The sequence below is a fragment of the Clostridium sp. MCC353 genome (genome assembly GCF_018785315.1).
Taxonomy (GTDB): domain Bacteria; phylum Bacillota; class Clostridia; order Lachnospirales; family Lachnospiraceae; genus CHH4-2.
Window position 1 is genome coordinate 17925 of the sequence record NZ_WQPN01000094.1, and the last position, 20213, is coordinate 38137.

Sequence of the window (20213 nt, forward strand, 5' to 3'; positions counted from 1 at the left end):
GGTTTTGATGATGACAAACTGCATTGCCCACAGAGGGCTTTCCGGCCTGTACCCGGAAAATACGCTGATTTCTTTCAGGAAGGCGCTGGAATACAATCCTGATTGTCTGGAACTGGATATTCATCTGACGAAGGACAACCAGATCGTAATCTGCCATGATACCACTCTGGACCGGACAACGGACGGAACCGGGAACATTTATGTTTACACCCTGGAGGAGCTGGAAAAATTTGACGCTTCTTATCATTTTAAAGAGAAAACAGGGTTTCAGGAAATCCCCACCCTGGATTCGTATTTTGACCTGATCCGGGGGAGGGATATAGTGACCCTGATCGAATTTAAAGGATTCGGAGCCGCTTATCCGGGGCTGGAGGAGCTTCTGATAGAGAAGATCCGCAGAGAGGACAGGAGCCACCAGGTGGTGATCTCCGGTTTTAACCATCCTCAGATGGTAAAATTCAAGGCCATGGCGCCGGAGATGAACGTGGGAGTTCCCTACCGGTGCAATATGGTGAACCCGGGGAAATACGGCAGGGAGATCGGAATGGACTATCTCCACCCCTATTATGAAACCCTGGACCAGAAGACCGTGGATGAAATCCATGACGCAGGGCTGAAGATCAATGCCTGGGGAATCGGAAACTCCATAGATAACCCGGATGTGATCAGAAAACTGATGTCCTACGGTGTGGACGGAATCATGACCAACCGGGCGGATGTGATGATGGGGATTAAGGAAGAAAACCTGAAAGGGAGGGCTTGAGTATGAAACTATCAACGACAACTGCGATTTACAGGGACCGGCCGGAAGGCAGGGCGGTGATCCCGATTATGGACTGCGTGAAACGTCTCCATAAAATCGGCTATGAAGATGTGGACTTCAACTTCTGCCTGATGAACCAGTATGATCTGGAACTGTCCAATGACAAATGGATGGATTGGGTTAAGGAGATGAAAGAGCTTTTAACCAGTCTCAATATGACAGCCAGCCAGGCCCACACCCCGTTTTATAACGTGCTGGACCCCACAACCGTGGCGGACCGGGATTATACGGAAGAAATGGTGCGCAGATCCATTATTGCGGCCGGGGAACTGGGGGTAAAAGCGACGGTCATTCATGCCGGAACTTATTTCTCCGATAATGATTACAGCAGGATGCTGAGGGATAACGTGGAATACATGAAACCCCATGTGGAGCTGGCTGCGAAATATGGGATGAGCATAGCGGTGGAGAACCTGTTTGACAAGATGGATCACAAACTGGGGATCCGCAAGCCCAGGTATATGGCCAGGACCGTGGATGTGATCGAAATGTGTGATACGTTGAGAGAACAATATGACAATGTGGGCATCTGCTGGGACTTCGGCCATGCCAATGAGATGGGGTTAAACCAGCCTCAGGCTCTTGAAATGATCGGAAGCCGTTTGATTGCCGTTCATGTCCAGGACAATTACGGGGTAAATGACGACCATCTGCTCCCATATCACGGCACCATCGAGTGGGAGCCGATTATGAAAACACTGAAAAAGATCGATTACCAGGGAGTATTTGCCTATGAAACCCATAAGGCTTCCATGAGGGTTCCCGAGCCTGTAATCGATGCTCTGCTGCAGTATTCGCTGCAGCTTGGGAACTATTTAATCTCCTTATGTGACTAAAATGGAAGGGGCCGGGGAATATGCAAAAACGATATAAGGCGGTTGTGTTTGACTTTGATATGACAATAGCCGACAGTTCGCAGGTTATTGTCTGCCTGCTGAACGATACGGCGGAACATTTCGGGTATCCCAGAAAGCGGTATGAGGAAGTTCTCCCCTGTGTGGGAAATACCCATGAAATCATGCTGGGATATGTGACCGGTGAGAAGGATCCGGAAAAGATTCTGGAGATGAGAACTTATTACCGGGCGATCAGCAGGGAGGAAATGCCGAAACGGACCACTTTTTTCCCGGGCGTGGAACGGTGTTTGAAAACATTGAGGTCCAGAGATGTAAAAGTTGGACTGTTGTCGCTTAAACTCAGGGATCTTCTGTTCGCGTCCCTGGACAAATACAATTTGAGCAGATATTTTAACCAGGTATTGGGGAGTGAGGATGTGCCCGCCCATAAACCTGATCCCAGCGGAATGTTTTTAATGATGGAAAAGCTGGGAGTGGGCCGCCGGGAAATTCTGTATGTGGGGGACAGTCTGGTGGATGAAAAAACAGCTAAAAATGCAGGGGTGGATTTCTGTGCCATGCTGCTGGGCGGCACGGCCAAGGACCAGTTCGATCAGGATTTTGTCACCAGATACTGTATTTCTCTGGATGATTTGACGAGAGTATTTAAATAGGAGAGGGAGAACGTAAATCATGGATAAAAAAATATTGTTTTTAGGTTTGGATGCGGCAATGCCGGATTTGATCAAGAAATTTGTTGCGGAAGGGAATATGCCCAACATGAAGCGAATCATGGACCAGGGCGTATTTTCCCGGCTGGAAACCGTATTTCCGCCGCTGACGGCTGCCGGATGGACCGCCATTGTCAGCGGTACGGGAGCGGGAAGTTCAGGTGTGCCCAGTTTGATGGTAAAACATCCCGGTGAGGATTTGGACTATTGGCATACATCCTTTGACCGCAATGAAGTCCTCAGCGAAACGCTCTGGGATGTGGCGGTGAAAGAAGGGAAAAAGGTGGCCATGATTAACTGGCCGGTTACATTTCCACTGGGCGGTATCGAGGAAAAGGACGGGGTACAGCTGGCGGGAGCCTTAAACCCGCCGTTCCGGTATTTTTATATGCCATTGTGGGATGCGGCGTCCAGCGCGGTCTTCTCGGACCAGCTCTTAAACTGCAACCAGATTCCGGGGCGTGCGGTGCGGCTGCAGCCTGAGGAGGCAAAAGGATGGGAGAATCTGCCGGAAAGCTATAAAACACCGCTGGAATTTGAAATGACGGTTCCTCCCACTTATATAGAGGGCTATAAAATGTACGCCCTGATTTACGCGTCGACGGAAGAAGGGTATGACAGAATCCTGGTTTCGGAATGCAAAGACGGGGCGAAGGCCCATACGGATATCGGATTAGGGGATTACGGCCCCTGGATTGTGAAGAATTTTAAAGCCAATGATTACCAGAGGGACGGAAGGTTCCGGTTCCAGATTCTGGAACTGACAAAAGACGGGAAACATTTCAAACTCTATCAGTCGGCCATCAATACGGCGGAAACCTATTCGGTTCCGGCAGAACTCACCGGCGAGGTGGAGAAAGTGGCCGGGCCGTTTATGGAAGTGGATGATCCATGGGCATTTATGGACGGATGGCTGCCTGCGGACCTCTATCTGGAACAGTTAAAGCTTCATGCGGACTGGTGGGGCAAGGCGTCTTCTTATGTCCTGTCAAACCGGGAATGGGATATGGGCTTTACCTGGGTAGGCACCATTGACCACATTGAACACGTGCTCTACGGCGGCCTGGAGCCGAAATCGAGGGTATATGACCCGGACAAGGCGGACTGGTGCTGGGATATGGTGCGCAAAGTACATATGCAGGTGGATGAGAACATCGGCCGCATCCTGGAAAACGTCGACTTAAATGAAACCTATGTGGTTGTTATCTCGGATCACGGCTTCACCCATCTGGACTGGAATCCTTATGTGAAGGAACATTTGTCACGCCACGGACTTCTGGATTATAATCTGGATCTGACCACCGATGATCCCAGCAATTTGACCATTAACTGGGAAAAGACCAAATGCCATCCGCTGGAGCCGTGCCACGCCCACATTTTCATCAATTTGAAGGGAAGAGATCCCCAGGGAATTGTGGAGCCGGAGGACTATGAGAAGGTGCAGACGGAAATCATCCGGGCCCTCTACGACATCCGCAATCCGGAAACAGGGGAACCTGCGGTGGCTCTGGCTGTAACGAAGGAAGAGGCGGCCACTCTGGGAATCGTGGACGGTCTGGGTTACGACCGGGTAGGAGACGTGGTATACGCGTGGAAGCCGGGATATATGTCCCATCCGTTCATTTACCGTACCGCTATAAAATACAGGGACGGATCGGAACGGATGATCCGCAACCCGGAATTATTCGAACCGGCCGGACTGTGCCGGAACTTCACCGGCGTTCATCTGGCCCTGCCGTCGCTCCATGACATGCATGCCATGATGGTGCTGGCGGGCCCTGGAATCGGTGAGACCTATGACAGAAAACTGGTGGCGAGAATTATAGACGTGGCGCCCACCCTGTCCAAGCTGCTGGGAATCCCGGTGCCGAAAGACGCGGAAGGCGCGGTTTTATATGACGTGCTGGATCAGGTTAAAAAATAGCACACGGTTTTGAATCTTTTGAAACCCGGAGAATGGAGGGAATGGATTTTGAATATACTTGAGGGAAAAACCCTGTCTGAAATAGCTCAAATGGATTTTCAATGCGAATGCGGGATGCGCCATTATACGGGGATCAAGGATATCGTGATTGAAAAAGGCGCAAAAAGCAAACTGGTGCCTATCGTGGAAAAGCACTTGGAAAGGCCGGGGCATATCCTGGTATCCATGGATGAAAATACAAAAAAAGCGGCGGGAGACGAGGCGGTTTCCATGCTGGAAGCCGCGGGATATCAGGTTAAGGTCCACTGCTTTGCAGGAGAACCGGAGCTGGTATGCTGCAAAGAGGGCTTTGAGGAACTGCTGGCCGAAGTGGAAGAGGACACCAGACTTTTGATTGCCATTGGAAGCGGAACCCTGAATGACACCACCAAATATGTGGCATTTAAGAAGGAACTGCCGTTTTTCATATTCGCCACGGCCCCGTCCATGGACGGATATGCGTCCACCGTGGCCCCGATGATCTGGGAAGGGCTGAAATACGCATTTCCCGCCATCGGCCCGACGGCCATCATTGCGGATATCGACATCATTAAAACAGCTCCCATGAGGATGAGGGCCGCCGGATTCGGGGACATCGTGGGGAAATGCATCAGCATTCTGGACTGGAAGCTGTCCAGCCTCATTTTAGGGGAAGAATACTGCCAGATGGTGGCGGACAACGTGCTGATCGCCATGAAGAAATGTTCGGAAAATGTGGACGGCCTGGTAAAAGGGGAAGATGAAGCGCTGCAGAACGTGATGGAGGCCCTGGTGCTCTGCGGCCTCATGATGAATTATGTGAAAACCTCCCGCCCTGCCTCCGGTTCAGAGCATAATTTCTCCCACGCTGTGGAATTGATGCAGCTCTATCACGGACAGCCCATGTCCATGCACGGGGAATCGGTAGGCGTTGGGTCTGTGGTATCCAGCGTACTGTACAGGAAATTCAGAAAAGAAGTGATTGATTTTGAGGAAAGCGCGGCCAGGGTCAACGCCAGATTAAGGAGCGAATGGGATGAGAAGATAAAGGCTCTTCCTGTAGCGGGAACTTCCGATATGCTGAAAATGGAAGACGAACTGGGGAAAAATAAGCCGGAAAACTGCCTGAAGCATTTGCAGGCGGCTATGGAGAACCTGGATCAGATCATGGAGGCCGTGGATGCTTATGCGCCGGAACCGGAAGTGATTGCCGGGGAACTGAAAGCCTGCCTGGCCATGTCAACGCCCCAGGAACTGGGCATCAGCAAAGAGGATTTCCAGAATGCGGTATTATATGCCAAAGATATGCGTTACCGGTATTCTCTGCTCCAGCTCATCTGGGATATGGGGAAAGAAGAGGAATATTTGAAAGAAGTGACGGAATTTTTCTACGGGTGACGTTTAAGTGTGTTGAAATTTCTTCCTGCCTGAGGTAGTATAGTAGCAGATAGAACATTGTAACAGTTCAGACGGCACATGTTTTGGCGGCATTTTCGGTCAGGGAGCGCCGGGTGGACTGATGCAGAATATTATGGCAGGCAGGAGGATCATGGATGAAGTTAGTTACATACGAGGTAGAGAATAAGGTAAGGCTCGGTGTGGTGAGCAAGGACGGGGCGTGGGTGTATCCGCTGAAAGCCTGCGGAATGGATTATGATGAGATGCAGGAGCTGATCGAAGGGATCAGCGAATCGGAGCTGCAGTTGATTGAACATATTTCGAAAAGCGATCCTTATGAGATACGGGGGGCGGCAAATCTGGATGAAGTGAAGATCCTGGCTCCTATCCTGTCGCCGAAACAGGACATTATCTGTCTGGGCATTAATTATATGGCCCATGCGGAAGAATCCGCCAGATATAAAAAAGAGGAATTTTCAGGGGAACGGCCATATGCCGTATATTTTTCCAAGAGGGTGAACCGGACCGTCAGCAATGGCGAGGGAATCCCCAGCTATCCCGGATTGGTGGACAGCCTGGATTATGAGGCGGAATTTGCGGTCATCATTGGCAGGGACGCAAAAAATGTCAAACCGGAGGACGTAAAGGACTACATATTCGGCTATACGATTATGAACGATGTCAGCGCCAGGACGATTCAGAACCGGCATAAACAGTGGTATTTTGGGAAAAGCCTGGATGGTTTTGCCCCTCTCGGCCCGTGTATTCTGACGGCGGATTCCATTCCTTATCCGCCCAAGGTGCAGGTGCAGTCCAGGGTGAACGGGGAACTGCGGCAGGACAGCAATACCAGCCTGCTGATTTTCGGAATCGACCATATCGTCAGTGAACTTTCCCAGGGAATGACGCTGAAGGCGGGAACGATCATATCCACAGGCACGCCCTCAGGAGTTGGCATGGGATTTGATCCGCCTAAGTTTTTGAAACCGGGAGACGTGGTGGAATGTATTGTGGAAGAGATCGGGAGCATTAAGAATCCGGTTGTCTGAGAAGGGTATAAAAGGCTGGGGAAGAAGCGGGGGCTTCTTCCCCAGCTTTTTCTATTCAATAGGAAAGTGCTCCTATTGAATAAAAAAAACTCCTATGCCAGCTTTGCTGGCTATGGGATCGCACTGTGGCGGTAAGGATTCATGTCGCTGAAGCGACCCGCCACAGGCGGAGAATCCCGCGGGCGGGATTCTCCGCCTGTTTCGCGGATTCCGCCTGTTTCACGGTAAAGAAGGGGAACGAAAACTGCTGTTATTATTACTGTTATTGTTGCGGTAGAAAAACGGTTTTATGGAATATGATACTCCTTGGGGGGATTGCCGGAAAAATCGGAGATGACCGCATGGGCATTTTTGAGATAAAACACTTCAAAAATGGGATTTTTAGCGTCATCGTACTGGCTCTTGACAATCGGATTCTGCATACACATTTCTTTTGCACCCATGTTATTTTCAAATACAGCCTCACCGCTGAGGCGGATCCACGCATAAGAAGGGCTGGAAACAGAAAGTTCTATGTATGGGTTGGCCTGCATATCTTTGTAGACTTCCTTGGTGTTGTTGGTGCAGAACCACAGTCTGCCTTCCAGTTCTCCGGCGAACATGAAAGGACGGCATTTGGCCTTTCCGTCGCGGCCGATGGTCCCAAGGTACTGTACGGGATTTTCCTGTAAAAAGCTTATAACTTCGTTCATAATAATGACCTCCTGTTTAAAAATATTTTTGGAATTGCAAAATATATCCTGCATGTTTATAATAATTCTATAAGTATCATTTGTAAAGTAAGCACCTTTTTGTGCTGTAGTAACCAAAAAGAAACTATTGGAGGAGTGAGAAAATGCAGGAAACAAAAGACTTGCCGGCTTGTCCGGTGGAAACAACACTCATGCTGATCGGGGATAAATGGAAAGTCCTCATTCTGCGTGATTTAATGCCCGGGACAAAGCGGTTTGGGGAATTGAAAAAGTCCATTGGCAGCGTGTCACAGAAAGTGTTGACTGCCCAGCTCAGGGATATGGAGGAAAAGAGGCTTGTCGACCGGAAGGTCTATGCCGAAGTGCCGCCGCGGGTGGAATATAGCCTGACAGAGTTGGGACGGAGCCTGAAGCCGGTTTTGGACGCTATGTGGAATTGGGGGGAGGAGTATAAATCTCAAAACAACTAAACTCAGGATCATAAAAAAATCGGGACAGATTTTTATTATCTGTCCCGATTAACGTTATCTGCTTTTGAATGCTGAAGGAAACGGAATCATTTCCAAAAGATAACTTTATGTTGTTTTGCTGGTCCGCCGCCGGGACGGACCGTTTCATATGTTATTAATAATTTTCAGCTTTTCTCTCAAAATAAGCCTTTGGATGAGCGCATACCGGGCAAACTTCAGGAGCGTCAGCCTCTTCATGAATATAACCACAGTTCCGGCATTTCCAGCCTAAAGGAGCATCGCCTTTGAAGGTTCCATCTTTTCTGAGGCTGTCAAGCAGTTTCAGATAGCGTTTTTCATGAGCTGCCTCAACTTTTGCTACCATACGGAACTTAGCAGCTAATTCATGAAAGCCTTCTTCATCGGCTTCGTTAGCCATGCGGACATACATATCTGTCCATTCGTCATTCTCACCTGCAGCAGCGTCTACCAGATTCTCTTCAACAGTGCCAAGTCCGTGATATTCTTTGAACCACATCTTCGCATGTTCTTTTTCCTGATCCGCTGTTTCCAGATATAAAGCAGCCATCTGCTCGTAACCGGCTTTTTTAGCTACGGATGCGTAATAAGTATATTTATTTCTTGCCATGGACTCGCCGGCAAATGCGTCTAATAAATTCTTTTCTGTTTTTGTTCCCGCATATTTAGACATATAAATTCTCCTTTTCTTCTGTAGACCGTCATCGATACATTATATATCCGGAGTATTAGCCAAAATATCTCTTTAATAAACCGTCAAATGCTTTTCCGTGGCGTGCTTCATCTCTGGCCATCTCGTGTACGGTATCATGGATTGCATCTAAGTTAGCAGCTTTAGCACGTTTAGCCAGGTCAAACTTTCCTGCTGTAGCGCCGTTTTCAGCAGCTACTCTTAATTCCAGGTTTTTCTTTGTGCTGGTTGTAACGCATTCGCCCAGTAATTCGGCAAATTTAGCAGCGTGCTCTGCCTCTTCGTAAGCGGCTTTCTCGTAATATAAACCGATCTCAGGATATCCTTCTCTGTGAGCAACTCTAGCCATAGCTAAATACATACCAACTTCAGAACATTTTCCTTCGAAGTTTGCTCTTAAATCCATGATGATATCTTCGCTGACACCCTGTGCTACGCCTACAACATGTTCTGCTGCCCATGTTAATTCACCCTTCTGCTCTTCAAACTTGGAAGCAGGAACCTTACATACTGGACAAAACTCTGGAGGAGTATCTCCTTCATGAACATAACCGCATACTGTACAAACCCATTTCTTCATAATTCGTGTTCTCCTTTTCTTTTTATTATTGGTTTAATATTCTATACAATTGATAAATAATAGTAATTATTACTGATATTACAATAACATAATTTTCCAGCAGTGTCAAGCATTTAATGTAACTTTTTTGCTGAACAATCTTTACAGGTGCCATAGAAAAAGATGGTATGGTTTTTAACCTGTCCTTCGATGTGTTCTTCAGCTACCCGGTTTAAATCTTCTCTGGTCTGCATAGGCAGATCGATCACCTGACCGCAATCGCTGCATACAAAATGATAATGAGGGGAGGTATCTGCATCAAAGTGATCCGCGCCGTCACCGCAGGTCAGCTTCACCACTTCACCCAATTCAACCAGGAGATTCAAATTACGGTAGACTGTGCCTAAACTGATATTAGGATATTCCTCGCGGATTGACATATAAACGGCATCCGCAGTAGGGTGGTCCTTGCGTTCCATCAAACAGGATTTGATGGATTCACGTTGACGACTGTACTTTAGCGTCTTCATAAATTCTCCTTTCTTCATTCTTCTGAATCATACTGCAAACAATAACAATAATGATTACTAATATAGTAACAAGAAACCAGCGGGATGTCAAGGGATTTTAAAATCTTTGTAAATCTTTATTTAATGAATTGGCGTGGGTAACGCCTGTAAGAAGGGGAACCTGGGGCGGAGGGCAAGGACGGGCGGCCTAAGGGGCGGACCAAAGGCCGCGGGGATCTGATTCCGGCCGTTAAGTGGAACTAAGGCTTTCAGGATGGAAAAAGGCGGTGCGATGCCCATTCACGGTAAATTCCTGATGACTTTACCGTTCAGGGGCATCTCAGAAGCTGATTCGGAATTCAGCTTCTGCCCGCCTTTTTCCACCCTGAAACCCTAAGTTCCACTAAACGGTCTCCACAGGATCCCCACCGCCTTTGGTCCGCCCCTTAGGCCGCCCGTCCTTGCCCTCCGCCCCAGGTTCCCCTTCTTACAGGCTGTGTATTGGGCGCGCTATGGATCATAAAGATTTGGAGAAGGGAAGTAGAAAAAAGAAGAGAAGCGTTTGATTGAGATGATGTTTGATATTTCATGCAGATCATGGCATAGGCTTTTAATGTGACTGACATGGGGATTAACAGTAAAACGTCAAGGCTTTTTCGAAAATGCCTTGACGTTTTACTGGTGAATTTTCTTACAATTTACAAAATTGTTTTTAACTTCCAGCTCCAGAGAAAACCAGCAGGGAAGCGGGGAGGGGGGATGGCGGGACAGAAGACCGGGGAGCGGTACCGGGGAAACCAACGATACAGGGGGCATGTGGAAACCGTTTAGTGGAACTTAGGTTTTCAGCAGGAAAGAAGGCGGGCAGAAACTGAATTCCGAATCAGTTTCTGAGATGCCCTTGAACGGTAAAGTCATCAGGAGTTTACCGTGAATGGGCATCGCACCGCCTTCTTTCCTGATGAAAGCCTTAGTTCCACTTAACGGTTGGAACCAGCCCCCTGTATCGTTGGTTTCCCCGGTACCGCTCCCCGGTCTTCTGTCCTGCCATCCGTCCGCCCCGCTTCCCTGCGTATCTTTCTCACCTAAATCCCAATCCCCTCAAATCGTCTCCTTTGCAATCCGTATGAATTCCTTAGTAGCCTGAGAAAGATAATGCCCCTTATGATATCCGATTGCCAGCACCCCATGGGCTTTCGGATAGTTCAGGGAATAGAAGTTTAATGGTCCGCGTTCCCGGAGAACCGCCTCTAAGGCGCCGCGGCTGGCGATGAACATCTTGGGATAGAACGTGATTCCCATGCCTTTTCCGGCCAGGGCCATGACGGTTTCTATGTTCTCCGTTTCCAGAATGATGTTCGGGGAGATTTGGGATTCCTCGAAAATCTCGTCGGCGATGGTGCGCACCCGGTTGCCTTTGTTGAGCAGCAGGAATGGGCAGTCGTTGAGGATGGACAGGTCATTTCCATGCTCCAGAAATGCTTTGGTTTCCTCTACCTTGCCGGGAAATGATTTTTCCAGGACGGAATCGGAGACTGCTAAAAGGATTTCTTCTTCACAGAGGGGAACGGTTTCGATGTTGTCAACCTTAAATGGCAGCATTCCGATGATCAGGTCCACTTTGCCGTGGAGCAGGTCATTGTCCAGTTCTGTGGAATTGCCTTCCACCAGATGGAGTTCAATGTTGGGAAAACGTTCTTTATATAAAGGAAGGATTTCGGGAAGGATTTTGCGGCCTCTGGTGTGGGAAACGCCGATGGAGAGGCGTCCGGTTGAAAAATCCTTGATGTCGGCGATTTCTTTGTATGTTTCATCCCTGAGATCCAAAAACTGGCGCGCCCTCATTTTCAGCGCCTTTCCTGCATAGGTCAGGGTGAGGGGAGTGGTGCGGTTAAATAATATTACGTCAAATTCTTTTTCCAGATTGGAAATATGGTTGCTCAGAGACTGCTGGGAGATGTACAGGCGTTTGGCTGCCTTTGTAAAATTTAACTCTTCAGCGGCTGCGAGGAAGTATTCCAGGTTCAAAAAATTAATCATAATTAGGGATCCTCCATGTTTATGGTCTGATAATCAGAATATAGCATATTTTTTCGCATAAAACTATAGAAATATTAGGCAGGATATGATAAATTAATATATTAGAAAGTTTTGTGAAAAGTGAGGAGAAAAACATGAGTGACGAGATGAGAAAAGATATGGAAAGCATGGATGATTACGCTGCAGAACTGGAAGCGTCTTATAAGGAATATGATGAGAGACGCAGCAATCAGGTATATGTGGCAGAAGAGGATCCTCAGGCAGAAGCTTGGCAGAATTTAGGGCAGATGAAAGAGGACAGAACGGTTGTTAAGGTTAAGATTAAGGAGATTGTAAAAGGCGGAGCGATCGCATACGTGGATGAGATGAAAGCATTTATCCCTGCATCCCAGCTTTCATTGGAATATATTGAAAAATTGGATGAATGGGTTGGCAGATATGTGGAAGCGCTTGTCATTACGGTTGATCCTGAGAACAAGAGACTGGTTCTTTCCGCTAAAGAACTGCTGAAGGAAAGGGCGGAAGCTGAGAAACAGGAAAAACTGGCACAGATTCAGGCAGGCCAGGTGGTAGAAGGCGTGGTGGACAGCTTAAAGCCTTATGGGGCATTTGTCAATCTGGATAATGGATTGTCAGGCCTGCTTCACATTTCCCAGATCAGCAGCCAGAGAATTAAACATCCGGGCGCTGTTTTGAAGGAAGGCCAGAGCATAAAAGTAAAGATTTTAAGTGTTGCGGACGGAAAGATCAGTCTGAGCATGAAAGCTTTGGAGCCGGAAGATGAACCGGAAGAGAAGTTTGACTATAAAGAGAACGGAAGCGCCTTTACCGGCTTAGGCGATTTGTTAAAGGGCATCAAATTATGATGAACATCCCTAAAACATACAACCAGATTGACCAATGGAAATCGGTTATGTTTTTGTATAACTCTGCTTTAAAAGAGATAAATACCAAGATTGAAATCCTGAATAATGAGTTCGTTCATATTTATGATTACAATCCCATCGAGCATATTAAATCGCGCCTCAAGACGCCGGAAAGCATCGTCCAGAAGCTGAAACGGTACGGCTGGGAAGTCACGATTGAGAATATGACCGATAAGCTCAATGATATTGCGGGAATCAGGATTATCTGTTCATTTACATCGGACATTTATATGATTGCCGACATGATATCCAGGCAGAGTGATGTTACGGTTTTATTTGTAAAAGATTATATCAAAAATCCAAAACCAAATGGATATAAAAGTTACCACATGGTGGTGACGATTCCGATTTATCTGACTGACGGGCCGGTAGAAACGAAGGTGGAGATACAGATTCGGACAGTAGCCATGGATTTCTGGGCCAGCCTGGAACATAAAATCTATTATAAGTTTGAAGGGAATGCGCCCGCATATCTTCAGCAGGAGCTGAAAGCCTGCGCCGACATGGTGGATATGCTGGATGCGAAGATGTATTCTCTCAACGAAGCAATTCTTGCACTCAGCCAGAATCAACAGGAAGAAACCGCCGATGAGGGTAACAAGGGGTAGGGGCTGCCGCAAGAAGGACTTTTAACGTAATGGATGAAGGGATTTCTGAAAAAGCCTTAGCGATTTGGTTTAAAACCAAACCCTAAGGCTTTTTCTAAAATCCCTTCATCCTTCATGTTAAATGCAGTTACACGAAGAGAAACGAGGGAAAATATGAGGAGATTTGTCAGGGAAACGGGGCAGATTATAAAATTTAATATGAAGAATCTGATTCTGTTTGAGGTGATTTACCGCCTTGTCACCGCTCCCATTTACCTGCGTTTGATGGATTTAGGGATTAAGGCTGTGCTGAAGATGAACGGCTACAGCTTTATTACTTTGGGGAACCTGGGCAGGGTTTTGCTTCATCCGGGAACCATACTGATCCTTTTGGGGCTCAGCCTCATCGGAGTGGTCATTATTACGGTTGAAATAGGGAGCCTGATCACCACATTTTCCGGGGCGGCCTATTATCTGCGGCTTCCGTGGACGGAGATTTTGTCGGGGGGAGTGCATAAGCTGATCGATGAGATACGGCGGAAGAATTTTATGATTCTGCTGATCGCCCTGGCCAATTATCTGCTGATTAATTTATATCTGATATACCGGGTTTTTACCCATGTAAAGCCGCTTAATTTTATGATGCAGTCGATTTTGGAAGAGCCGGTGACAAGGATGTTTCTGGTGATTCTGCTGGTGCTCTGCGTGACCGGGTGCGCGCCTGTTATGTTTGTATGGTATGGATGTATGGTGGAGCAGAAATCCCTGCGGGACAGTTGTGCCAGAAGCAGGGAGCTATTAAAAGGCCATATGATACCGTCCGTCCTTTTGATGGGCGGAGGAAATATTGTGACACTGCTGGTGATGGTGGCCATGTATTTGATTTGTGTGCTGGCGGCTGCGCTGTTTGTGGTTCTGGTGGTGGATAAAAAACTGGAATTTGCATTTCTTCTGGCGGCCTGTGACCGGATTGAGCTCGTCCTCCTCTTCCTGTTCAGCGGGATTGTGGGGATTGTCAGTTTCGCGTCGCTGACGGTGTTGTATTACCAATACAGCAGCCGTTTGAAACGGGTTCCGAGATGGGATTTTGATTTTACAGGCCAGAAAGTGCTGAAGAAAAAATACGCGCTTGTGTCCGGCGCTTTCATGTGTGTGGTCAGTCTGGTCTGTATGATCGATGTGGCCTGGAACGGCTCTGCCATCACTCAGGCGGTGATTACGGATATCGGCATCACCGCCCACCGGGGAAGCTCTAAATCAGCGCCGGAAAACACCATGGCGGCCATTGTGGCGGCGGTGGAAGAACTGGCGGATTATGTGGAAATAGACGTTCAGGAATCCAATGATGGATATCTGGTGCTCTGCCATGATACCAGCTTAAAACGGGTGGCGGGCATAAAGAAAAATGTATCGGATTTGACCTACAGCCAGTTGATGGACCTGGATGTGGGGAGCTGGTTCTCTCCAGGATTTAAGGGGGAGAAGATCCCGGGGCTGGAAGACGTGATGGAGTATGCCAAGGGAAAGATCAACCTGAATATTGAAATTAAGAATGTGGGCAGTTCCAGTCAGATGCCGGAAAAGGTGCTGAAACTGATTGAAGATTACGGCATGGAAGCGCAGTGTGTGGTTACGTCCACCTCCCTCAGATATTTAAGGAGAATTAAGGAGTTAAATCCTGATATCAAGACGGGATATATTATTTCTGCGGCTTATGGCCGCTATTATGAGGAAGACAGCGTTGATTTCATCAGCCTGCGTTCCAGTTTCGCGACAGAACGTCTGGTGACCCTGGCTCATGAGGCGGGAAAAGAAATTCATGCCTGGACCGTCAACAGCAAAAGTGAGATGGAACGGTTAAAGGCCTTGGGAGTGGATAATATTATAACGGATTATCCGGTCCGTGCCAGGGAAGTTATCTATGGGGAAGAGGCGGCGGAAACGCTGTTAGGGTATCTGCGGCTGATTCTGAGGTGATATTTGGCAGCGTGGAATGGGAGGAATGAAGCCGCTGCAAGAAAGCGGTAAGCGTGAAGCCGTTAAAAGGAATCATTAAGGATAAAACAGAATGAGGAGTAAGTAATAATTATGCGAATGGTAATACAAAGAGTGGCCCATGCCGGAGTAACCGTGTCCGGCCAGGTGATCGGATCCATCAATAAGGGATTTTTGATCCTTTTGGGGGTGGAAGACAAGGATACGGAAGGCATTGCGGATAAAATGGTGGATAAAATGGGCAAGCTGCGCATTTTTGAGGATGAACAGGGGAAAACAAACCTGTCGCTTGCCGATGTGGATGGGGAGATTCTGGTGGTCAGCCAGTTCACCCTGTATGCGGACTGCAAAAAGGGCAACCGGCCCAGCTTTATCCGGGCGGGAGCGCCTGCCCTGGCTGAACAGCTCTATGAATACGTGGTTTCTAAATGTGGCGGCTATGCGAAAAAGGTGGCTCATGGAAGCTTTGGCGCCGATATGAAAGTGGAGCTTTTAAATGACGGGCCATTTACAATCGTGCTGGACAGTGACGAATTGATGAAAAAGTAACATTACAGACAGGTCTGAACTGCTACATGAAAAACTCATAAGAGAAAGGAAGAAAAATAATGGAAAAGACAGGGAAAGAACTTCAGGAAGAACTCACATGGAAGTTTCCGCACATTGCCAAGGCAGCGCCGGAACAGGTGGAGCAGGCGGCGGCATTTTGTGAAGGATATAAAAGATTCCTGGATGCAGGAAAAACTGAGAGGGAATGCGTAAAAGAGGCGGAACAGATGCTGGTGAACGCCGGATATCAGGAATTCGATGTGGACGGGACTTATGAAGCGGGGGATAAAGTTTATCTGATCCAGCGCAATAAGGCGCTGATTGCCACCACATTTGGTAAGAAAAAAGTGGATGCGGGGCTCATGATCAACGGGGCCCATATCGATTCTCCGCGGCTGGATTTAAAGCCCAATCCCATGTACGAGAAGAATGACCTGGCTTATTTTAAGACCCACTATTACGGGGGGATCAGGAAATACCAGTGGGGGACGGTTCCCCTGTCCATGCATGGGGTTATTATAAAGAAAAATGGGGAAAAGGTGGAGATTTCCATTGGAGAAAATGAAAATGAGCCCGTGTTCTGCGTTACGGACCTGCTTCCTCATCTTAGCGCGGAGCAGAATGAGCGCCATTTAAAGGACGGGCTCAAGGGAGAGGAATTGAATATCATTATCGGTTCCATACCCTATGCGGACGATGAGATCAAAGAACCGGTAAAACTGCTGGCCCTTCAGATTTTGAATGAAAGATACGGGATTACGGAAGCGGACTTCCTCAGGGCTGAGATTGAGATGGTTCCTGCCCATAAGGCCAGGGATGTGGGATTTGACAGAAGCATGATCGGCGCATATGGACAGGATGACCGGGTCTGCGCCTATACAGCCCTGATGGCGGAAATTGAAACGAAGGAACCTGAGTATACGACGGTAACGGTACTGACGGATAAAGAGGAGATCGGTTCAGAGGGAAATACGGGGCTGAATTCGAATTATGTTGCCCATTACATCGAATATCTGGCCGAGCAGCAGGGAGTTAATCCCAAGGAAGTATTTAAAAATTCCATCTGCCTTTCTTCTGATGTAAATGCGGCCTATGACCCTACGTTTTCCAGCGTATTTGAGGCGAATAACTCCTGCTATGTGAATAAGGGCTGTGTGCTGACCAAATATACGGGAGCCAGAGGAAAATCAGGTTCCAATGATGCCAGTGCGGAGCTGATGGCTCAGGTCATCGATATCATGGACCGGGGAGGCGTTTACTGGCAGACCGGTGAGCTGGGAGCGGTGGATGCCGGTGGCGGCGGAACCATTGCCAAATATGTGGCCCAGATGAATATCGATGTGGTGGATTTAGGTGTGCCGATTCTTTCCATGCATTCTCCGTTTGAACTGGCGTCTAAATTGGACGTTTATCATACATATAGGGCGTTTTATGCATTTTATAACAGAGTGTAAAATTTTTGTGAATTTGGTTGAAATGCTTTTTTTTCCCGCTCTTATGTGGTATAACTTAGATTATCTGTATCCCTATGGGGAGCCCCTTTAAGTTTTTCCATCCGCAGAGGCGGAGGGAGGGGAAAAGATGCTAATAAATAGAAAATATGAGGATGTATTGATTATGAGAAAAATTACGAAAGTATGTATTTGCGGCATGGCGGCGGCTGTGCTGTTGACGGGATGTTCCAAGAAGGCGGCGGTTGATCCGACCAGCGCTGAGGGGACGAAGACGGAAACAACTGCTAAAGGGACAACGGAGGCTGGTTCTACGGAGGCTGGTTCTACGGAAGCGGGATCGACAGAAGCTGGAACCACAGCGGCAGGCTCTGCGGAAGCGGCGGAATCGGAGAAAATCGAAGGGCTGACTTTGGGAGCTGATGAGGATAAAGTTGTTTTAGGAAAATATAAAGGAATTGAAGTGGATGCTATACCGGTAGAAGATGTGACGGATGAGGAACTGGATCAGAGAGTACAGTATATTTTATCCTCTAACACGATTACGGATGTTCCGGCGGATCATGTCGCTAAGAATGGGGATACGGTTAACATCGACTACGTTGGCAAGAAAGACGGAGTGGCTTTTGACGGAGGCACTGCCCAGGGACATGACTTAAAACTGGGTTCCGGCAGCTTTATTCCGGGATTTGAAGAAGGTTTGGTAGGGGCAAAGGCAGGAGATAAAAAGAATCTGCACATTACTTTCCCTGAGAACTACGGACAGGCTGATCTGGCTGGCAAAGATGTTGTGTTTGAAGTTACGGTGAACAGCTTTACCTCAATTGTGCCTGAATTAAATGATGAATTTGTTGCCGCGCATTCTGAAACTTCCAAGAATGTGGACGAATATGAAGAAGAACTGAGAGAACAGATTAAAAAAGAAAAAGAAGCGGGCGCGTTGCTTCAGAAGAAACAGAATGTTTTCGTAGAAGTGGTGAAGAATAGTGAAGTTTTCGTGACGGATAAGACGGTAGAGGAAGAGTATAACAGACAGCTTCTTTCCCAGACCAACCAGGCTCAGACCTATGGCCTGACCATAGAAAATCTGGCATCCATGTATGGTATGGATATGGCTACATTCCAGTCTCAGTTAAGACAGATGTCGGCCCAGATGGTGAGACAGGATTTAGTTATCGATGCCATTGCTGAGGCAGAGGGAATTACCCTTACTGATGCGGAAAAGGAAGAAATCGCCGAGGAAATCGGTTTTGGCACTGTTGCAAACATGCAGAGCATGTATGGTGAGGTAGCGACGGAGAATTTCTTGATGACAGAGAAGGTAGCAGCATTTCTTGCTGATAATGCAGTGGAAAAATAGTTCAGATCATAGGGGGATCTTGTATGCAGCTGTTAAAGGACAGAATCAGAAAAGACGGCAAAATTAAAGCCGGTAATGTACTAAAGGTAGATAGCTTTTTAAATCACCAGATGGATATTCATCTGTTTGAAGAGATTGGAAAAGAGTTTAAAAAACGGTTTACTGGTGTGGAAGTTAACAAGATTCTTACCATCGAAGCATCCGGCATAGGAATTGCCTGTGTGGTTGCCCAGTATTTTGACGTACCGGTGGTATTTGCAAAAAAGACGAAGACCAAAAACATCGCAGGGGATGTATATACCAGCAAGGTGGAATCCTTCACCCATGGAAGGGTGTATGACATTATCGTTTCCAAGGAATTTCTTGGGGAGGGCGATAAAGTGCTTTTAATCGATGATTTCCTGGCCAATGGAAAAGCTCTGGAAGGTCTGGCTTCCCTGGTTCAGGATTCAGGCGCTGAACTGGTAGGGGCCGGAATCGTGATTGAAAAAGGGTTCCAGGTTGGCGGAGAAGCCATCCGGTCCAGAGGAATCCGGCTGGAATCCCTGGCGATTGTGGAATCTATGGACGAGGAGACTGGAACGATTGTGTTCCGCGGAGATGACTGTGAGTAAAAAAGTATTATTTTTTGATGTTGACGGAACTTTATTAAGTGAGACAACGCGTACTGTGCCGGAGAGCGCAGTACGCGCTTTGTCTGAGGCCAGAAGAAAAGGACATCTGGTTTTTATTAATTCAGGACGGACTTACTGCCAGTTGGGGCAGATTAAAGAGCTGGTGGAGGCGGATGGGTATCTCTGTGGCTGCGGTACATTTGCCAAAGCTGACGGCAGGGTTCTCTATTCGTATCAGATTCCCCATGAAAGGGGAGTTCAGATTAAAAAAGACATGCTCAATTATAATCTGGATGGGATATTGGAAGGGGCCGGAGGCTGCTATATCCAGAATAAGGAATCCAGATTTGCTGAGATCCGGCGGATCAGCAAAGCTTTGGAATTCACCATCCGTTCCTGTGACTGGAACGATGAATGGTATGAATTCGATAAATTCTGTGTTTTGGCCGACGAAGAAAGCGACCGGGAGGGATTTTTCAAAACCCTGGAAGCGGATATTGACGTGATTGACCGGGGGGATAACTTTTATGAATGTGTTCCCAAAGGCCATTCCAAGGCGACCATCATGGATGTTGTGCTGAAACAGTACGGGCTGCCCCTGGAGGCCGCTTATGTGTTCGGCGACAGCATGAATGATCTGGCAATGTTCCAGTTTTCACCCAATGCGGTGCTGATGGGGCGTCATGATAAAGGCCTGGAGCCTTATGCCAGCTTTGTGACCAAGACGGTGGAAGAGGACGGGATTGAATTTGCAATGAAGGAATTGGGAATTATATAAGGTGTGAAATCTGTATATGGGGATGGGATCACCCGCATCTGCGGAGGGCGACAGGCCCGGACAGCCGTTACTTTACGGCGGTCCGGCATGGCGCTCTCTTTTTTTCCCTTTATTCCTATCACCTTATGGTCTAAGAATTGCCGATGGCCTGCAAAAATCGTTCAAACAGCGGAAAGCGGAGCCCCGCAAAGCGGC

The 20213-nt window shown here is 47.7% G+C and carries 20 protein-coding genes; 15 read left to right on the top strand and 5 right to left on the bottom strand.

The window, feature by feature from the left end; genetic code table 11:
- Positions 1 to 7: 7 nt before the first annotated feature.
- The 6 genes from GPL15_RS16520 (at position 8) to GPL15_RS16545 (ending at position 6779) form a co-directional block, all read left to right on the top strand.
- Positions 8 to 763 (top strand): glycerophosphodiester phosphodiesterase family protein, encoded by a 756-nt coding sequence (locus GPL15_RS16520; protein WP_252198478.1) that lies wholly within the window; start codon positions 8 to 10, stop codon positions 761 to 763.
- A gap of 2 nt (positions 764 to 765) precedes the next feature.
- Entirely contained in the window at positions 766 to 1659 is an 894-nt protein-coding gene (locus GPL15_RS16525) for a sugar phosphate isomerase/epimerase family protein (RefSeq protein WP_215699791.1), read from the top strand.
- A gap of 20 nt (positions 1660 to 1679) precedes the next feature.
- Positions 1680 to 2333: an HAD family hydrolase gene (locus GPL15_RS16530; RefSeq protein ID WP_215699792.1), complete on the top strand. Its 654-nt coding sequence runs from the start codon at positions 1680 to 1682 to the stop codon at positions 2331 to 2333.
- Positions 2334 to 2352: 19 nt separating this feature from the next.
- Positions 2353 to 4314 carry an alkaline phosphatase family protein gene (locus GPL15_RS16535; RefSeq protein WP_215699793.1) on the top strand — a complete coding sequence of 654 codons (1962 nt, stop codon included), beginning with the start codon at positions 2353 to 2355 and terminating at the stop codon, positions 4312 to 4314.
- Between the two features lie 48 nt (positions 4315 to 4362).
- Positions 4363 to 5730 carry a sn-glycerol-1-phosphate dehydrogenase gene (locus GPL15_RS16540; RefSeq protein ID WP_215699794.1) on the top strand — a complete coding sequence of 456 codons (1368 nt, stop codon included), beginning with the start codon at positions 4363 to 4365 and terminating at the stop codon, positions 5728 to 5730.
- A gap of 155 nt (positions 5731 to 5885) precedes the next feature.
- Complete coding sequence (locus GPL15_RS16545) at positions 5886 to 6779, top strand: fumarylacetoacetate hydrolase family protein (protein ID WP_215699795.1); 894 nt, start codon at positions 5886 to 5888, stop codon at positions 6777 to 6779.
- Between the two features lie 287 nt (positions 6780 to 7066).
- Here GPL15_RS16545 and GPL15_RS16550 read toward each other — a convergent pair whose 3' ends face one another.
- The gene (locus tag GPL15_RS16550; protein WP_215699796.1) at positions 7067 to 7471 is read right to left on the bottom strand and encodes a pyridoxamine 5'-phosphate oxidase family protein; all 405 of its coding nucleotides are present in this window, start codon (positions 7469 to 7471) and stop codon (positions 7067 to 7069) included.
- 143 nt (positions 7472 to 7614) lie between these two features.
- Between GPL15_RS16550 and GPL15_RS16555 the strand changes: the two genes are divergently transcribed.
- The gene (locus GPL15_RS16555) at positions 7615 to 7941 is read left to right on the top strand and encodes a helix-turn-helix domain-containing protein (RefSeq protein ID WP_215699797.1); all 327 of its coding nucleotides are present in this window, start codon (positions 7615 to 7617) and stop codon (positions 7939 to 7941) included.
- A 154-nt stretch (positions 7942 to 8095) separates the two neighbouring features.
- Here the strand turns inward: GPL15_RS16555 and rbr are convergent, their stop codons facing one another.
- The 4 genes from rbr to GPL15_RS16575 form a co-directional block, all read right to left on the bottom strand.
- Positions 8096 to 8632, bottom strand: a complete 537-nt coding sequence (gene rbr / locus GPL15_RS16560; RefSeq protein ID WP_215699798.1) for a rubrerythrin — start codon at positions 8630 to 8632, stop codon at positions 8096 to 8098.
- Positions 8633 to 8687: 55 nt separating this feature from the next.
- Positions 8688 to 9230 (bottom strand): NADH peroxidase, encoded by a 543-nt coding sequence (locus GPL15_RS16565; RefSeq protein ID WP_215699799.1) that lies wholly within the window; start codon positions 9228 to 9230, stop codon positions 8688 to 8690.
- 113 nt (positions 9231 to 9343) lie between these two features.
- On the bottom strand, positions 9344 to 9739 hold the full coding sequence (locus GPL15_RS16570; protein ID WP_215699800.1) for a transcriptional repressor: 396 nt from the start codon (positions 9737 to 9739) through the stop codon (positions 9344 to 9346).
- Positions 9740 to 10819: 1080 nt separating this feature from the next.
- Positions 10820 to 11758: a LysR family transcriptional regulator gene (locus GPL15_RS16575; protein WP_215699801.1), complete on the bottom strand. Its 939-nt coding sequence runs from the start codon at positions 11756 to 11758 to the stop codon at positions 10820 to 10822.
- A gap of 134 nt (positions 11759 to 11892) precedes the next feature.
- Here GPL15_RS16575 and GPL15_RS16580 point away from each other — a divergent pair, with 134 nt between their 5' ends.
- The 8 genes from GPL15_RS16580 to GPL15_RS16615 all read left to right on the top strand — a co-directional run bounded on the left by GPL15_RS16580 (position 11893) and on the right by GPL15_RS16615 (position 20018).
- Complete coding sequence (locus GPL15_RS16580; RefSeq protein WP_215699802.1) at positions 11893 to 12624, top strand: S1 RNA-binding domain-containing protein; 732 nt, start codon at positions 11893 to 11895, stop codon at positions 12622 to 12624.
- Positions 12624 to 13292: a GTP pyrophosphokinase family protein gene (locus GPL15_RS16585; protein WP_346344994.1), complete on the top strand. Its 669-nt coding sequence runs from the start codon at positions 12624 to 12626 to the stop codon at positions 13290 to 13292. Before GPL15_RS16580 ends, GPL15_RS16585 begins: the two co-directional genes overlap by 1 nt.
- Before the next feature lie 153 nt (positions 13293 to 13445).
- Positions 13446 to 15248, top strand: coding sequence for a glycerophosphodiester phosphodiesterase (locus GPL15_RS16590; protein WP_215699804.1), 1803 nt, complete (start codon positions 13446 to 13448; stop codon positions 15246 to 15248).
- A 111-nt stretch (positions 15249 to 15359) separates the two neighbouring features.
- Positions 15360 to 15815, top strand: coding sequence for a D-aminoacyl-tRNA deacylase (dtd, locus tag GPL15_RS16595; protein WP_215699805.1), 456 nt, complete (start codon positions 15360 to 15362; stop codon positions 15813 to 15815).
- Positions 15816 to 15871: 56 nt separating this feature from the next.
- A complete protein-coding gene (locus tag GPL15_RS16600; RefSeq protein WP_215699885.1) occupies positions 15872 to 17269 on the top strand; it encodes an aminopeptidase in 1398 nt (465 codons plus the stop codon).
- A gap of 127 nt (positions 17270 to 17396) precedes the next feature.
- Positions 17397 to 18626 carry a trigger factor gene (tig, locus tag GPL15_RS16605; protein ID WP_215699806.1) on the top strand — a complete coding sequence of 410 codons (1230 nt, stop codon included), beginning with the start codon at positions 17397 to 17399 and terminating at the stop codon, positions 18624 to 18626.
- A gap of 23 nt (positions 18627 to 18649) precedes the next feature.
- The gene (locus GPL15_RS16610; protein ID WP_215699807.1) at positions 18650 to 19240 is read left to right on the top strand and encodes a xanthine phosphoribosyltransferase; all 591 of its coding nucleotides are present in this window, start codon (positions 18650 to 18652) and stop codon (positions 19238 to 19240) included.
- A complete protein-coding gene (locus GPL15_RS16615) occupies positions 19227 to 20018 on the top strand; it encodes an HAD family hydrolase (RefSeq protein WP_215699886.1) in 792 nt (263 codons plus the stop codon). Before GPL15_RS16610 ends, GPL15_RS16615 begins: the two co-directional genes overlap by 14 nt.
- The last annotated feature ends 195 nt before the right edge of the window (positions 20019 to 20213 follow it).

What these genes read in the sequence shown, in the direction of transcription:
- GPL15_RS16520 (WP_252198478.1), top strand. Translation starts at nt 8, where the DNA reads ATGATGACAAACTGCATTGCCCACAGAGGGCTTTCCGGCCTGTACCCG.
- GPL15_RS16525 (WP_215699791.1), top strand. Translation starts at nt 766, where the DNA reads ATGAAACTATCAACGACAACTGCGATTTACAGGGACCGGCCGGAAGGC.
- GPL15_RS16530 (WP_215699792.1), top strand. Translation starts at nt 1,680, where the DNA reads ATGCAAAAACGATATAAGGCGGTTGTGTTTGACTTTGATATGACAATA.
- GPL15_RS16535 (WP_215699793.1), top strand. Translation starts at nt 2,353, where the DNA reads ATGGATAAAAAAATATTGTTTTTAGGTTTGGATGCGGCAATGCCGGAT.
- GPL15_RS16545 (WP_215699795.1), top strand. Translation starts at nt 5,886, where the DNA reads ATGAAGTTAGTTACATACGAGGTAGAGAATAAGGTAAGGCTCGGTGTG.
- GPL15_RS16550 (WP_215699796.1), bottom strand. Translation starts at nt 7,471, where the DNA reads ATGAACGAAGTTATAAGCTTTTTACAGGAAAATCCCGTACAGTACCTT.
- GPL15_RS16555 (WP_215699797.1), top strand. Translation starts at nt 7,615, where the DNA reads ATGCAGGAAACAAAAGACTTGCCGGCTTGTCCGGTGGAAACAACACTC.
- rbr (WP_215699798.1), bottom strand. Translation starts at nt 8,632, where the DNA reads ATGTCTAAATATGCGGGAACAAAAACAGAAAAGAATTTATTAGACGCA.
- GPL15_RS16565 (WP_215699799.1), bottom strand. Translation starts at nt 9,230, where the DNA reads ATGAAGAAATGGGTTTGTACAGTATGCGGTTATGTTCATGAAGGAGAT.
- GPL15_RS16570 (WP_215699800.1), bottom strand. Translation starts at nt 9,739, where the DNA reads ATGAAGACGCTAAAGTACAGTCGTCAACGTGAATCCATCAAATCCTGT.
- GPL15_RS16575 (WP_215699801.1), bottom strand. Translation starts at nt 11,758, where the DNA reads ATGATTAATTTTTTGAACCTGGAATACTTCCTCGCAGCCGCTGAAGAG.
- GPL15_RS16580 (WP_215699802.1), top strand. Translation starts at nt 11,893, where the DNA reads ATGAGTGACGAGATGAGAAAAGATATGGAAAGCATGGATGATTACGCT.
- GPL15_RS16585 (WP_346344994.1), top strand. Translation starts at nt 12,624, where the DNA reads ATGAACATCCCTAAAACATACAACCAGATTGACCAATGGAAATCGGTT.
- GPL15_RS16590 (WP_215699804.1), top strand. Translation starts at nt 13,446, where the DNA reads ATGAGGAGATTTGTCAGGGAAACGGGGCAGATTATAAAATTTAATATG.
- dtd (WP_215699805.1), top strand. Translation starts at nt 15,360, where the DNA reads ATGCGAATGGTAATACAAAGAGTGGCCCATGCCGGAGTAACCGTGTCC.
- tig (WP_215699806.1), top strand. Translation starts at nt 17,397, where the DNA reads ATGCTAATAAATAGAAAATATGAGGATGTATTGATTATGAGAAAAATT.
- GPL15_RS16610 (WP_215699807.1), top strand. Translation starts at nt 18,650, where the DNA reads ATGCAGCTGTTAAAGGACAGAATCAGAAAAGACGGCAAAATTAAAGCC.
- GPL15_RS16615 (WP_215699886.1), top strand. Translation starts at nt 19,227, where the DNA reads ATGACTGTGAGTAAAAAAGTATTATTTTTTGATGTTGACGGAACTTTA.